Origin of the sequence: Caballeronia sp. LZ024, assembly GCF_031451455.1 — a bacterium.
Classification (GTDB): Bacteria; Pseudomonadota; Gammaproteobacteria; order Burkholderiales; family Burkholderiaceae; genus Caballeronia; species Caballeronia telluris.
In genome coordinates this window covers 1,017,721-1,031,351 of record NZ_JARUXL010000004.1, presented here as the reverse complement: position 1 = coordinate 1,031,351, position 13,631 = coordinate 1,017,721, and the positions used below count along the sequence as shown (strand labels likewise).

The window sequence follows — 13,631 nt, the reverse complement described above, 5'->3', positions numbered from 1 at the left end:
CACCCTGATCCGACCGTTTGAATGACCGATTCGTCCCATTCCGACCCCGCGACGGCGCGTCTCGACGCGGACCCGCTCAGCTTTTCGCCGACCCAGGCTCCGGACGAAGCCGCTTTCGCCGTTCTCGAACCGTCTGCTCATCCCTCCGCGCGACCGGCTTCGCCTGCGTCCGCGGACCCGGCCTTCGACGCGTTCTTTCGCAGCATGCTCAGCGGCAGCAGCGACTGCATCGAGATCGTGCGGCGCGACGGCACGCTGGATTCGATCAACCCGCGCGGCCTGCATCTGAAGGAAATCGACGATTTCGCGGCGCTGCGCGGCAAGCCGTGGGTCTCGCAATGGCCCGACGAGGCGCGCGAACTGGCGCAGGACGCCGCCGATGCCGCGCTGGCCGGCCGTCATTCACGCTTCGAGGCCGTCTGCCCGACCGCGCGAGGCAATCTGAAGCACTGGGAAGTGACCGTGTCGCCGGTGCCCGATGCGAACGGCGACGTGCAATGGCTCGTGTCGGTCGCGCGCGACGCGACGCAGCGCGTGCTCGCTCAGCGCTCGCTCGACGCCGCGATGCGCGAGCAAGAGGCCCACGCGGGTAAGCGCGACACCCACACGGGGCTCGCGCAATCCGAGAAGATGGAAGCGATCGGCAAGCTCACGGGCGGCGTCGCGCACGACTTCAACAACGTGCTGCAAGTGATCGGCGGCAATCTGCAACTCGCGACGCAGCACGCGCACGACGATGCCACGCTCCTGCGTCGCCTTGAAAGCGCGCACGAAGCCGTCGAGCGCGGCGCGATGATCTCCTCGCAACTGCTCGCGTTCGCGCGGCGCCAGCCGCTGGAGCCGGTTCCCATCGACGTCGGCCGGATGCTGCACCGATGCTCCGATGCGTTGCGACGCACGCTCGGCGAATCGATCGAACTCGACATCGAGATTGCGGACGGGCTTTGCAACACGCTCGCTGACCGCAATCATCTGCAAAACGTGATCGTGAATCTCGCGATCAACGCGCGCGATGCGATCGACGGCGCCGGCAAACTCGCGATCGTCGCATCGAACGCGCATCTCGATGCGGACCGCGCGCTCGGCGACGAACTCGTTCCGGCCGGCGACTACGTGATGCTCACCGTGTCGGACAACGGCTCCGGCATGACGCCCGCCGTGCTCGAACGCGCATTCGAGCCGTTCTTCACGACCAAGTCGGACGGACGCGGCACCGGCCTCGGCCTCAGCATGGCCTACGGCTTCCTGCGGCAGACGGGCGGTGCGATCCATCTGGAAAGCGCGATCGAGCGCGGCACCACGGTCACGCTCTATTTGCCGTGCACGCCGGAAGAAGAAACGCTCGCGCCCGACACGGCAAACGAGCCCGTCACGGGCGGCACAGAGACGATCCTCGTCGTCGAGGACGATCCGGACGTGCGCGCGACCGCCGTCGACATGCTCGCGCAACTCGGCTATCACGTGCAGCAGGCATCCGACGCACAGAGCGCGCTGACGATGCTCGAATCCGCCGACGGGCAAATCGACTTGCTCTTTTCCGATGTCGTCATGCCGGGACCGCTAACGAGCGTCGAACTCGCGCGGCGCGCGAAGGAGGCGATTCCGTCGATCTCTGTGCTCTTCACGTCGGGCTATACGGAGAACGTGATCGTGCACAAGGGGCGGCTCGATCCGGGCGTCGCGCTCATCAGCAAGCCGTACCGGCGCGATGCGCTCGCGCGCAAGGTCCGCGCAATGTTCCGCGACAGCCACGCGCCGAGCAACGAAACGCCCGATCCGCTGCGCGTGTTGATCGTCGAAGACGATGTCAACACGCGCGATGCCACGCGCGAACTGCTGCAACTGCTCGGCGCGCAAGTGTCGGCGGCGGATGACGCACAGGCGGCGCTCGCGCTCTTCGACGCGCAGTCGTTCGACGTGCTGCTCACCGACGTGCGCATGCCGGGCATGTCGGGTATCGAACTCGCGCGTGCGGCGAAGCGCATGCAGCCGGGGCTGCGCGTGGTGTTCGCGTCGGGCTACGGCGCAGGCATCGCAGCCGAACTCGACGACGACATGAGCGGCGCCACGCTGCTGCCCAAACCCTTCGACCTCGACGCGCTCGAAAAGGCCGTCTTTATTCGCACCGACGCATGAAAAGGGGCGAGTCGCGAGACTCGCCCCGAGACGCACATCATGAGCCGCTGCGCGACGCGTGCGTTAGCGGTCCGATGTGCGCGATGCGCGTGACGTTCGCCCCGTTACTTCTTTGCAGCGTCGACCTTCGCATCGGCGGCCGTCTTGTTAGCGTCGCTTTGAGCCTCGACTTTTTCCTTGTCGGCCTTTGCTTGCGCCACATCGGCGTCCTTGGCGGCATCGTGCTTCTTCTTGTCGGCCTTGACCTGAGCATCGTGCTTCTTCTTGTTTGCCTTGGTTTGCGCCTTCGCGGCATCGCCCCGAGCGTCGGAGGCTTGCTCCGGCGTGGTCGCCTTCGCTACCTTCGCGGCTTTCTTGTCGGCGTCGGCCTGTGCCGATGCCTTGTCTTCATTCGCCGACGCCTGCGCCTTTGCGGCGTCACCCTGCGCTTCGGCCTTCTTCTTGTTGGCCGTTGCCTGTGCTTCACCCATTTCACTGTTGGCCTTCATCTGAGCCTTGCCGGTCTCCGTTGCCGGCGCGGCCGTTTGCGCGAATACCGTGGTAACCAGCATGGCGGATGCGAGAGCAGCGACGATCTTCTTCATGGTTTTAGACTCCTTTGAAATGTGCACTGCTTGTGTCAGTGCTGTCCATATCAACGTCGAACGTTTGACAAGCGTTGACGATCATCTGGTGACAAAGGGTAACCAGTCGCGACCAATTGCAACGCAGCTCCGGTAAGAACATCCGGCGGGCTCTTAGCCTATGGCGCGTGCTTACCGATCGCGTGATTTCGTCGGCTAACAATGATACGGAATCCGAACAGATGACTTGAAGCACAGTCGTATAAAGCCTCAAGTCGGTTTGGACGACAGGGTTCTTGGCAAAGGCGATTGTTCCTTGCGCAAATGTTTCCGCTGAAATGTGCCGTTACCAACTGCTGCAGATATTTCTTCGCGGTCCGCTTAATATCCGCCCCATATCCCGACGACCGGACCTGGAGAACCTCATGAAACGCGCAGCAGTTGCTTTGGTGATGATCGGCAGTTTGTCGGTGGCGGGACAGGCGTCCGCGCACGGCCACGGAGGCGGCGACGGTGGCGCGATCGTCGGCGCGCTGATCGGCGGCGCAGTGCTGGGTGCGATCGTCGGATCGGCTGCGAATGGGGCGCCGGTGTACCAGGCGCCCGTCTACGCCCAGCCGGTGTACACGCAACCCGTCTATGCAGAGCCGGCGTATGCGCAGCCCGCGCCGCCGCCACCCGGATACTGTTTCGACAACTATCGGCGCGCCTACGTGCCGTGCGGCCCCGCCTACGCGCCGGGCTATTAATGGGCGCGGTCGTTCGTCACTGGAAGCCTTCGTCGAAGCCCGGATGCGGCACGCGGTTTGCAAAGAAGTGAGTACGGGCGCTGCGACGACCTCGTTGCCGCGCCTGACATGCACACCTATGGAGGCTGCAATGAAAGCGACGAAAACGATTCTGATTTCCGCACTCGTGCTGGGTCTGTCGGGGGGCGCCTATGCGCAAGGGGCCGGCGGTGGCGGCGGGACGGGTACGGGCGCAGCGGGCGGCGCAAATACTGGCGGCATGGCGGGTAGCACCGGGGCTCCGGCTGCGGGGATGAACGGCGGCGCCGGGATGAACGGCAACGGCATGGGTGGCTCGACGGATGGCACGAGCGGCACGGGAGCCGCGAAGAGCGGGATGGGCAACGATGCGTCGTCGGGGACCATGCAAAGGAAGGCGCCCAATTCGAGCGGCGGGATGAACTCGAACGGTACGAGCGGCACGTCCGGCGGCACGCAGAAAGGCTACTAAGACTTTAGCGCCTTAGCGCTTGTAGAAACGTAAGAACGCGCGCGCCTTTGACTGTCCATCGCCGGCTTCATGCGGCATCGATATGGATCGGGCGCGCGGCGATATCGAATGAGACGTTAGTTGGAAGGCAGGCTGTCAGCCGATGCGTCGACGGAAGGAGCGACGGGCTCGAAGCTCTTCGCGCGCAAGCTGACCTTCTCTGCGTAGGCCTTCGATCCGCCATAGCTTTTCAAAGCAGAATCCAGATCGCCTTGCGCGGACCTCAGGTAGCCGTTCAGTATTGCCGAGCCTACCTCGATGTTCGCTTCCGGTTCCGTCAGATCGACATTGCGCACGAGCCGCTTGTGCGCCGCCGGAACGACCTGCATCAGACCCGTCGCGCCGTTAGCGCCTTTGGCCTTTTCCTTGAAGCGCGATTCGATGGAAATGATCGCGAGAAGAAGCGCCGGAGGAAGCGAATATTTCGATGCCGACGACATCACCGCCACCGAAATCTGCTGGGCCTTTTCCCGGGCCACGCCGAATTTTTGCGAAATGACGCGCGAAATGCGCTCGCTCGCCTGTTGTTCAGCGGGGTCGGCTTGCGCGTTCTCCTGCGCAGCGACGCCTTGCGTCAGACTGAGCGAAACGAGCGAAATAAGGAGAAGACGGCGCATGACAATGGGGCGGGAAAGCAAAAGCGGCATTATACAGACAATAAAATTCCTTGCAAATCATGGGGTTGGTGAAATTCCGTCGCCGCTTGGGCGCCCCGGTGCGACTTCGCTAACGCGTTTCCGTGTGGCTAGCAGCCTTGCGGCCCGGCGTCGAGATGCCAGCGCCCGCTTCCGGCGAGAGTCGCGCGAACATCGGCAGTGAGCCGAGCACGATGGCCGCCGTGACCAGGAATCCGCACGCAAGCTGCCAGCGCTCGGCACGCGCGCTGCCTGAAATCAACATCGTGACCTGGATCGTGCCCGCCGCCACCGTCACGCCGACCGCTTTCATCAACTGCTGCGCGGTTCCCTGAAACGAGGTCGCGGCGGCCAGTTTCGGGCGCGGCACGTCGGCGAAGGCGAGCGCGCCCATCGTCGCGAACGAAAGCGAACGGCTCAGGCCGCCGAGCAACAGCAGCACGAAGATCGCGGCGGCAGGCCACGCCTGCGACATCGTCGAGCAGATGGCGAGCACGATCGCGAACGAGACGCTCCCCGCGCACAACACGGCTCGCACGGAAAAGCGGCGCAGCGCGAGCGCAGTCATCGGCCGCATGCAGAACGAGCCGAGCGCGCTCGCGAACGTGATGAGGCCGCTCGCCGATGCGCTGTAGCCGAAGCCCGTCTGCAGCGTCAGCGGCACGAGAAACGGCAGTGCGCCGGCGCCCGCGCGAAAGAGACTGCCCGCGATCGTCGCGGCGTGAAAGGTCGGAATCCCAAGCAGCGAAAAGTCGACGGCCGGGTCCGGCACGCGTTTGCAATGCCGCACGCCGAGCCAGAAGAGCAGCGCGCCGCACGCGGCGAGCAGCCACGGCAAGCCGCGAGGCAGGAAGCCGCGTCCGGCGCTTTCGATGCCGATCATGAAGAGCGAGAGCGACGCGCCGATCAGCACCATTCCGCGCACGTCGGGTGGCCGCTTGTGTTCGGGATGCGAAGGCGGCAGGAGTCGCCATGTCAGCAGCAATCCCGCGATCCCGACCGGCACGTTGACCCAGAAGATGCTGCGCCACGACAGCGTATCGGTGAGAAAGCCGCCGAGCGGCGGTCCGAGCAGCGGGCCGATCAGCGCGGGCATCGTGAGCCAGGTCGTCGCTTGCAGCAGTTCTTCGCGCTTCACGCCGCGAAAGAGGATGAGCCGGCCGACCGGCACCATCATCGCACCGCCGAGTCCTTGCACGATGCGCGCGGCGATGAGCGTCGCGAGACTCGTCGACGCCGCGCACGCGATCGATGCCAGCGTGAAGGTGGCGATGGCCCACATGAAGACGCGCCGCGCGCCGAAGCGGTCCGCGACCCAGCCGCTCGCCGGAATGAACACCGTGAGCGCGACGAGGTACGCGGTGATCGCACTGGACAGATGCACGGGATCGACGTTCAGATCGCGCGCCATCGACGGAATGGCGGTCGCGACGATCGTGCCGTCCATGTTCTGCATGAAGAGCGCACTCGCGACGACGGCCGCGGTGATGCGAAAGTTTACTGACTGGTTCACGGGCTTGTAGGTGCGTCGAGTCCATCGACGAATGACGGGCGAAGGCCAGTCTACTTGAACGCGCGCGAGCAGGTGTCGGCGCTTTGCGCGCGGAACGGTCTTAACGGGCGGCGAGCGCTCGCGATACCATAGGCGGCACATCCGCCACCACAAGAACCGATGACCGACGACACCGGCAGCACCGCGCAACGGCACGAAGCGACATGGACAGCATCGGACCGTGCGGCGCGTTCTCGCAAAGAGACGCTGGCGCTCGCGGTGTGCCTGTCGCTCGGCAGCGCGATCGCGCTCGGGCTCACGCGCTTTTCCTATGCGCTCTTGCTGCCTTCGATGAAGGCGGACCTCGGCTGGACGTTCGCGCAGGCCGGCGCGATGAACACGGCCAACGCGCTCGGCTATCTGCTGGGCGCACTCGTCTTTCCACTTTGCTCGCGACGCTGGACGGCGGGCATGTCGTTCATCGCGGGCTGTATCGTCACGGCGATCGTGATGGCGATAAGCGGCGTGCTCGCCGACACCGGCGCGCTGCTCGCACAACGGGTCGCGACGGGCATCAGCAGCGCGTTCATCTTCATCGGCGGGGGCGTGCTGGCGGCGCGGCTCGCGTCGTCGCATCCTCGCGACGCGGGGCTCGTGCTTGGCCTGTACTACGGCGGCGCGGGATGGGGGATCGTGGTCTCCGCGCTGCTCGTGCCATCGAGCATACGAAGCGGCACGCATGGCTGGCAGCTCGCGTGGTTCGCGCTGGCGCTCGCGTGCGCGGTGTTGTCGGTGTTCGCGGCCGGTGCGGCGCGGCGCATCGAGGCCGGCGAGCCGACGCAGCCCGGCGGTCAGGGCGCCGCCCAGACACTCGCCGATGCGCCTCGCTGGCCGAGCTTCGCTCGCATGCTCGCCGGCTATTTTTTCTTTGGCGTCGGCTATATCGGCTACATGACGTTCATCATCGCGATGCTGCGCAACGGCGGCATGAGCGCTTCTGCCGTCACTGCGTTCTATGTGCTGCTCGGGCTGGCGACGGTGGTGTCCGCGCGGCTGTGGTCGCGGCTTCTCGACCGAATGCGCGGCGGGCAGGCGCTTGCAACGCTCAACGGTTTGCTCGCGCTGGCTACCATCATGCCCGTGGTTTTCGGCTCGACCGTCGTCGCGTTCCTGTCCGGCATTCTCTTCGGGGCGACGTTCCTGTCGGCCGTCGCGTCGACGACGGCTTTCGTCCGGCACAACCTGCCGGCCGCGCGCTGGGCTCAAGGGATCAGCGCTTTCACCATCGTGTTCGCGTTCGGGCAGATCGTCGGGCCGATGGTCATCGGGTTGATCTCCGATGGCGCCGGGCTCGCGCGAGGGCTTGTTTATTCGGCAGCGTTGCTCGCTGTGGGGGCGGGGTTCGCTGCGACGCAGAGAGCATTGTTGGTTCAGCGGTGAAGGTGTTTTGATATACACGACGGTCGACGCTGTCGGCGATCGCGAGGAAATGCGCGAGCGTGGGTGTCGAACGCGATGCGTCTTTCGCGAGATCGTCCCAGCGTCGCAACGACATCGCGTCTTCGGCGAAGGGCTTCGCGAGGAACGCCTGCGCTTCGTCTTCGCTAAAGACGCCGCCTTGCAGGCGCAGACTGCGCGCTGAGTCCGTGGACAGATTCGCGCGATACGCGAGATCGATCGCGCACAGGCAGCGCTTTGCGTCGACGTGAAGGCGGATCGGCTCCAGCACCGCGTCCGCGAAGAGCGGGCGCAGGAAGGGCAGGGCGTAGTACTGATGCAGGTCGTCGATGCCGCGCTCGGTCGGCGTCTCGCCTTGCCGGTTCAGCAGGTGCCCGAGGTCGTGCAGCAGCGACGCCGTGACGAGCTCCGCGCTCGCGCCCGCCTCGTGCGCGAGCGTCGCTGTCTGCAAGGCGTGCTGGCATTGCGTGACGGGTTCGCCGCTGTAGGCGAGCGCGCCGTGTGAATCGAAGAGATGTTGAATGTCGGCGATCGAAAGTGCCATCGTGTGTCGCGAGAGGGGAATAGAGCGCCGCCCTTGAAGGTCTGTGCGGGATCATAATGCCCGCGTGTGTCGATCCCGTGTCGCCGGAGCGGCACGGTCCACCGAAGCTGGAGAATTCGATGCCCCCTGCATCCGATGGCAGGCACGCACCGCTCGCGGGCCTCGACCGCGCATCGAAGCGCGCGGTGCGGCGCCTTGCATGGCATTTCGCGCAACGGCATTGGGGGCTGCATCTGCCGGCCGTCGTGTGGATCGCGCTCGTCTTCGCGCATACATGGTATGGCGTGCTGCCCGGCCGTCGCGATTACCTCGTCGCGACCGTCGCGCTGTTCGCGGTGGCGATGCTCAACATCAGGCTGCACATCCGCCGCCAGCTTCCGGCAGCGCGCGCCGTCTTCGACCGGCTCGGCGCCGAGGGCGTGAGCCACCTCACGGGACGCCGGATGCCGTGAAGTGGCTCATGCTTCGCGCCGTCGCGAGGCTGCATTTTTCGCATGTTACGATGATCCGCGACCCGAACACGAACCGAACGCACGATGGCAACGCTATACGAAACGCTGGGCGTCGACGAGCACGCCACCGACGACGAAATCAAACGTGCCTACCGCAAGGCCGCGATGCGCTGTCACCCGGATCGCAATGTCGGCAGCGAGGACACTGCACGCGCCGCGTTTCAAGAGATCAAGGAAGCGTACGCGATCCTTTCTGACCCGGCGCAGCGGCAAGTCTACGATTCGATCTTCGCGGAAGAGATGCGCCGCTGGGAAGCGCAGCGGCAGCAGGAAGAGGCCGAGGAAGCCGAACGACGCGCGGCCGTGCAGGCGGCGGCCGAGGCCGAGTATGCGGAGCGCGTGGCGCTCGCGATGCACTTTGCCACGCAAGGCTACAACCGCGATGTAGTTTTCGGCGTGCTGCTCGGCCAGCGATGCGACGCGCAAACCGCAGGTCAGATCGCCGACAGCGCCATCGCGTTGCATGTCTCGCGGCAGCAGACAGCAGGGGAACAGGAAGAAGCGCAGACGGAAACGAAAGATAAGGAGAAGGAACCTGCGCACGCCCATCATCTCGGCGCGCTGTGGTTCCAGTTTCTCAACGGCCTGAAGTTCTAGCCGCAAGATTTAGGCTGCGAGCCTTTCGACATGCATCTTCACGCGATCGCTGTCGGGCGGGAAGACGCACCAGAAGCCGTCGTCATGGCGAAAGAAAAAGAGTGAACGCGTACCCGTTGGCTGCGAAGTCTCGACGCGCACATACCGCCTGTGGCCGACCCGCGTCCGGCTGAATTCCATCACGTGAACCGGCGCAGAGCATCCAGGTGCAAGCCACTTTTCGACCTGATACCGCAGAGACCGCTCACTCGTGCTTTTCATTTCCACTCTCCGTCTCACCGGTTTCTGCCGCCTTGCGCGGACTGCGCGCATCGCGTAACCGAGCCGGCTGCCGCGTCGCACCACACACTTGAGAAAGCACTTTAACTCTACGCTTCGAAAGCTTCGGTGTGCGTTTTTTGGCGAAATAGCAACAGACCGGTACTTTCTTTCGATGCGTGCCTTCAGCGTGCGCGTGAGCGCAGCGCGGGTCTGTGCGCCATCATTCATAGGGTTCGAGAACGTCGCGGGAAAGACCCTTGACGGAAACAGAGCGAATCTCGTGCCGGGAAGGATCGCTATGAACCGAGCGGACGCGCGAAGCTGAGTTCGTGGCCGTCGGGGTCGATGACGTGGAAGTAACGCTCGTTCCAGGGCGCGTCGCGTGGTGCGAACGACGGCTTGATGCCCGCCGCCATCAGCTTGCGATAAAGCGCATCCACGTCGGACACATAGATGATCACGCGTCCCCATCCGCTGACGGGTTCGTGCGCCTCCGCGATCAGATTGAGGAACGATCCGCCGATCGCAAACGACGTGAACGCTTCCTGCGGACCGCCGTAAAGAAGCGTCAAGCCGAGCGTCTGATAGAAGCGCACCGCGCGCTGCATGTCGCGGGTCACGAGCGTGATGGCGCTCAGGCTTTCGAAGCTCGGCTCGGTCAACAGATTCATCGTCGGCGGTCGTCGGGTTGTCAGTGATGATGGTGCTGCGACACGAGCGGCAACACGGAAAGATCCGGATGCGTGCCGTCGATGATGGTCTTGCCCACGTGCCGCGCGTCGTCGACGGCATCGTCGGCGGACTTGAACTCGTCGTTGCCGTCGGCGTGGAAATGCACCGCCTCGCCGGGCATATTCGCGTTCGCGCCGTGCCGGCACACGTGGCCGATATACACATAGCGTTCGATCGTGCGCGGCGGCGCGTGCTCCGGAGCCGTTTTCAATTGCGGCAGCACGTGGATTTCGAAGCCTTCGTATTCAAACACGTGCCATTGAGCAGGTTCGTCGGGCATGAGCGCCTCCTTGTTGGCGAATGTGCGGAGCGAACGTGCGTGTTGAACGCCTCGCGAAATGAGCAGCGAAACGAGCAACGAAACGCCGGGCCGCTCCGGTCCAACGTTACTCCAGTTGATGGTTCGAATCCATCGAAGGGTGCGGCCGCGAGCGGTCTACCATTGTTCGATGCGGATCAGCCGCGCATTGAGCCGCCGCGCGAGCGCATGACCGCCTTCGCGCATGATGACGTCGTGGTTCCAGCGAAAGAGCGGGCGCGCGAGCGGCGCGAGCAGGTTCATCCAGAAGCGTGTGGTGCGCACGTGCCAGTCATAGCGGATCTGCGTTCCTTCGGCTAGTGCGCTAAAGCGCCAGCAGCCGGTGCCTTCGACCGTGCCGCTCGCTTCGCCTTCGAGCGCACTCAACGGCTCGACGCGGGTGACGCGCATATCGAAGACCACGCGGTACGGCAACACGCCGCGCCAAACATAGCGATGCAGCGCGCCGACGCCGTCGCGGTCGCCGCGCTTCAATTCGACGGTGCGCTCGACGTTCTTCCACCAGTCGGGCCAGCGCGCGGCATCGTGGATGACGTCCCACACGCGCTCGATGTTCGCGTCGATGCACCAGACGGTCGAGAAGCGGTACTCGGTGAGTGGCATGTTCGTGGTTTTTTTGTTGCCTTCCGCCCGCGTCGCTAACCGTCACGTCAGACGAAACGGACGAAGCGCCTCGCGGTGTTGTCTCTTCAGTGTAGGTCGCGGGGTTCGCCCGAGCGTGCTTGCCGCATGCGTGACGTTGGCGCTGCTCTACGGGCGCGAGAGCTGCGTGCGCATGGAGTTTGACGGCAGCACGCGAACCTCGAACGTCGAGCGCACCATCGCGCAGGCCGAACGCCTCAAGGAGCATGGCGTTGTGAACGATGCGGTGACGCGTCGAAGGGTCACCGCACGCCGCGCAGGCTTCAGATATACGTCCCCTTGATGCGGCCCTCGAAGATGGCGGTGTTGATCTCCCAGTCGTCGACCGTGCCGACGCCGTTGTTGTCGACGCGCACCCGAACGGCCCGGCCGCCGGTAAGCTGCTTCATTTGCTCGCGGTTCAGGGTGGCTTCTTCTTCGGAGAAGGGAAGGTCTTTGATGATGAGGGCGCGTTCCATGATGGGCTCCTTGAGGTCGGACGCAAGCACGGCGTGTGCTCGTCCGGTATTTTGCAAGGCCTGTGCCAATCGTGCGAAGCGGGGTCGTCGCCCGCGCGAAGCGAAGCGGGATAAGGCTCGCGCCCTTCACGCGCGATGTATTCGATGCCGCTCATGTTGGCTTCGGTCGAACAGGCAGCGCACCGCAGTTGGTCCGCGTGCGACGCATGCGCGTTGAATTCCTGGCCGCGTTGATTTAACGTCGATCCGTTGCGCAGTCGTCTGGAAAAGGAGAACCCATGACCCGGCAGACCATCGCCTGCACTCTTGCCGCGTGCTTTTGCATCCTCGCTTCGCCGGCGCACGCTGCGCCTCGCTCGATCGCGGTCGTCAATTGCGCGCTGATCGACGACAACGCCGCCTACAACGACGCCGAACTCACGCGCGTCCAGAACGCGCGGCTCGGCATGATCAGCGACGAATTACGCGACCAGTTGCGCTCGCGCGAACTCTTCCGGGTCGCCGACAACGCGCCGGCCGGCAAACTCATCGCAAGCCTCCAGGCATCGCAGGATCTCAACGCGTGCAACGGCTGCGAACTGGAAGTGGGACGCACGCTTGGCGTCGATCGCGTGGGCGTCTGCTGGGTGCAGAAAATCAGCAATCTGATCCTCAACATCAACCTGCGCGTCGAAGATGTCGCGACGGGCAAGGCGGTGTTCCAGCGCTCCGTCGATATTCGCGGCAATACCGACCAGTCCTGGCGGCGCGGCGTGAAATCGCTCGTCGATCTGCTCGCCGCCGACGCCGGCGCGCGTTGACTCGTCCGCGCGCGGACGAATCGGGAAAATCTCCCGCCCTCTGCCATTGTCAAGCGAACGCCTGATGGGCTAACTTGCCTATCGGGGCTCGCGCATCGTGGCGGCATCGCCTGCGCGCGGCAAAGAACAATACGCCGGAGACGAACATGCAAGATAGATACAAGGCGGCGCGCCTCGCGCTGCTTTCCGCGACGACGCTTGCCGCAAGTGCCTTCAACGCCGCCCACGCCGCCGCGCCGGTCGCCTACGTGACGAGCGAGACGGCGGGTGTCGGCGTGATCGACCTCGACAAGATGACGCTCACGAAGACCATCTCGCTCGGCAAGGACGGTCCGCGCGGACTGAGTCTGAATGCCGACGGCACGCGGCTCTACGTCGCGAACAAGGCGACGGGCGATCTCTCGGAGATCGATACGTCGTCGGGACAGATCGTGCGCCGGGCGAAGATCGGCCAGAACCCGGAGTTCGTGCGCGTGTTCAAGGGCTATGCCTACGTGACCTACGAGCCGGGCGAGAGCGGTCCGCCGGGACAGCCGCCGCAGGAAGAGAAGGAAGACGAGAACTCGCCGCCGGCGGAGGTCGCCATCGTCGATCTGAAAAGCCTGAAGGTCGTGCATTCGGTGAAGAGTGGTCGTGAGACGGAAGGCGTCGAGTTTTCGCCTGACGGCAAGGAAGTTCTCGTGACCAACGAGGGCGACGATACGGTGTCGGTGTATCGCGTGGGGACGGGCAAGCCCTTGCGCACCGTGAAGCTCGCGAAAGGATCGCGGCCGCGCGGGATCAAGGCTTCGCCGGATGGCAAGCAGTATGTCGTCACGCTGGAGAACGCCAACAAGTTCATCGTGCTCGATGGGCGCAATCTGAAGACGGTGAAGACCGTCGATACGAAGACGGGGCCATATGGGGTCGCGTTCGGGCCGGACGGCAAGCAGCTTTTCGTGGCCGCATCGCGAGACAAGACCTTGCAGGTGTTCGATGGCAAGACTTATGAACACGTGAGCGATGTTCCCGTGGGGCAGCGGTGCTGGCACTTCAGCTTCACGCCGGACGGGGCAAAGCTGCTGCTCGCGTGCGGGAGGTCGAATGCGGTCTATGTGCTCGATGCCGCGAACTACCAGACGATCAAGCAGATCGACGAGTTGCCGTTGGCCTGGGGGATCGTGACTTTTCCGCCTTCGGCGGGGTCGATTGGACGGTGAGGTTT

Annotated in this window: 17 protein-coding genes and 1 pseudogene; 9 read left to right on the top strand and 9 right to left on the bottom strand. The window is 64.4% G+C overall.

All coding sequences use genetic code 11. The annotated features are described in order from the left end of the window. The first annotated feature begins 21 nt into the window (after positions 1-21). On the top strand, positions 22-2,136 hold the full coding sequence (locus QCE48_RS27005; RefSeq protein WP_309783578.1) for a response regulator: 2,115 nt from the start codon (positions 22-24) through the stop codon (positions 2,134-2,136). Positions 2,137-2,240: 104 nt separating this feature from the next. Here QCE48_RS27005 and QCE48_RS27000 read toward each other — a convergent pair whose 3' ends face one another. After that, positions 2,241-2,720, bottom strand: a complete 480-nt coding sequence (locus QCE48_RS27000) for a hypothetical protein (RefSeq protein WP_309783577.1) — start codon at positions 2,718-2,720, stop codon at positions 2,241-2,243. Between the two features lie 404 nt (positions 2,721-3,124). On the opposite strand from QCE48_RS27000, the gene QCE48_RS26995 reads away from it, so the two are divergent. Together QCE48_RS26995 and QCE48_RS26990 are read left to right on the top strand one after the other, a co-directional pair. Continuing rightward, the gene (locus QCE48_RS26995) at positions 3,125-3,448 is read left to right on the top strand and encodes a hypothetical protein (protein ID WP_309783576.1); all 324 of its coding nucleotides are present in this window, start codon (positions 3,125-3,127) and stop codon (positions 3,446-3,448) included. 130 nt (positions 3,449-3,578) lie between these two features. Next, positions 3,579-3,938, top strand: coding sequence for a hypothetical protein (locus tag QCE48_RS26990; protein ID WP_309783574.1), 360 nt, complete (start codon positions 3,579-3,581; stop codon positions 3,936-3,938). A 116-nt stretch (positions 3,939-4,054) separates the two neighbouring features. Here QCE48_RS26990 and QCE48_RS26985 read toward each other — a convergent pair whose 3' ends face one another. Both QCE48_RS26985 and QCE48_RS26980 read right to left on the bottom strand, forming a co-directional pair. After that, a complete protein-coding gene (locus QCE48_RS26985) occupies positions 4,055-4,594 on the bottom strand; it encodes a transglycosylase SLT domain-containing protein (protein WP_309783572.1) in 540 nt (179 codons plus the stop codon). Between the two features lie 109 nt (positions 4,595-4,703). Then, positions 4,704-6,125 carry an MFS transporter gene (locus QCE48_RS26980; RefSeq protein ID WP_309783570.1) on the bottom strand — a complete coding sequence of 474 codons (1,422 nt, stop codon included), beginning with the start codon at positions 6,123-6,125 and terminating at the stop codon, positions 4,704-4,706. Between the two features lie 159 nt (positions 6,126-6,284). Between QCE48_RS26980 and QCE48_RS26975 the strand changes: the two genes are divergently transcribed. Next, entirely contained in the window at positions 6,285-7,544 is a 1,260-nt protein-coding gene (locus tag QCE48_RS26975) for a YbfB/YjiJ family MFS transporter (RefSeq protein ID WP_309783569.1), read from the top strand. A gap of 19 nt (positions 7,545-7,563) precedes the next feature. On the opposite strand, the pseudogene QCE48_RS26970 reads toward QCE48_RS26975, so the two are convergent. Continuing rightward, positions 7,564-8,106 (bottom strand): annotated as a pseudogene (locus QCE48_RS26970) (phosphonate degradation HD-domain oxygenase); the annotation flags it as partial. Positions 8,107-8,225: 119 nt separating this feature from the next. Here QCE48_RS26970 and QCE48_RS26965 point away from each other — a divergent pair. Continuing rightward, positions 8,226-8,558 carry a hypothetical protein gene (locus tag QCE48_RS26965; protein ID WP_309783568.1) on the top strand — a complete coding sequence of 111 codons (333 nt, stop codon included), beginning with the start codon at positions 8,226-8,228 and terminating at the stop codon, positions 8,556-8,558. An 84-nt stretch (positions 8,559-8,642) separates the two neighbouring features. Next, positions 8,643-9,215 carry a J domain-containing protein gene (locus QCE48_RS26960; protein ID WP_309783565.1) on the top strand — a complete coding sequence of 191 codons (573 nt, stop codon included), beginning with the start codon at positions 8,643-8,645 and terminating at the stop codon, positions 9,213-9,215. A 9-nt stretch (positions 9,216-9,224) separates the two neighbouring features. Here the strand turns inward: QCE48_RS26960 and QCE48_RS26955 are convergent, their stop codons facing one another. From QCE48_RS26955 to QCE48_RS26940, 4 genes are all read right to left on the bottom strand, one after another. Continuing rightward, positions 9,225-9,476 carry a hypothetical protein gene (locus tag QCE48_RS26955; protein ID WP_087628453.1) on the bottom strand — a complete coding sequence of 84 codons (252 nt, stop codon included), beginning with the start codon at positions 9,474-9,476 and terminating at the stop codon, positions 9,225-9,227. Positions 9,477-9,772: 296 nt separating this feature from the next. Then, positions 9,773-10,147: a VOC family protein gene (locus QCE48_RS26950; RefSeq protein WP_309783564.1), complete on the bottom strand. Its 375-nt coding sequence runs from the start codon at positions 10,145-10,147 to the stop codon at positions 9,773-9,775. 20 nt (positions 10,148-10,167) lie between these two features. Next, positions 10,168-10,488 carry a hypothetical protein gene (locus QCE48_RS26945; RefSeq protein ID WP_309783563.1) on the bottom strand — a complete coding sequence of 107 codons (321 nt, stop codon included), beginning with the start codon at positions 10,486-10,488 and terminating at the stop codon, positions 10,168-10,170. 156 nt (positions 10,489-10,644) lie between these two features. After that, complete coding sequence (locus tag QCE48_RS26940; protein WP_116568134.1) at positions 10,645-11,130, bottom strand: SRPBCC family protein; 486 nt, start codon at positions 11,128-11,130, stop codon at positions 10,645-10,647. Between the two features lie 136 nt (positions 11,131-11,266). Between QCE48_RS26940 and QCE48_RS26935 the strand changes: the two genes are divergently transcribed. Next, positions 11,267-11,452: a hypothetical protein gene (locus QCE48_RS26935; RefSeq protein ID WP_309783562.1), complete on the top strand. Its 186-nt coding sequence runs from the start codon at positions 11,267-11,269 to the stop codon at positions 11,450-11,452. Here QCE48_RS26935 and QCE48_RS26930 read toward each other — a convergent pair. Next, complete coding sequence (locus tag QCE48_RS26930; protein ID WP_309783561.1) at positions 11,433-11,627, bottom strand: hypothetical protein; 195 nt, start codon at positions 11,625-11,627, stop codon at positions 11,433-11,435. The two genes, QCE48_RS26935 and QCE48_RS26930, sit on opposite strands and share 20 nt — an antisense overlap. Before the next feature lie 278 nt (positions 11,628-11,905). Here QCE48_RS26930 and QCE48_RS26925 point away from each other — a divergent pair, with 278 nt between their 5' ends. After that, entirely contained in the window at positions 11,906-12,427 is a 522-nt protein-coding gene (locus QCE48_RS26925; protein ID WP_309783560.1) for a DUF3280 domain-containing protein, read from the top strand. 146 nt (positions 12,428-12,573) lie between these two features. Next, positions 12,574-13,626 (top strand): beta-propeller fold lactonase family protein, encoded by a 1,053-nt coding sequence (locus tag QCE48_RS26920; RefSeq protein ID WP_309783559.1) that lies wholly within the window; start codon positions 12,574-12,576, stop codon positions 13,624-13,626. The last annotated feature ends 5 nt before the right edge of the window (positions 13,627-13,631 follow it).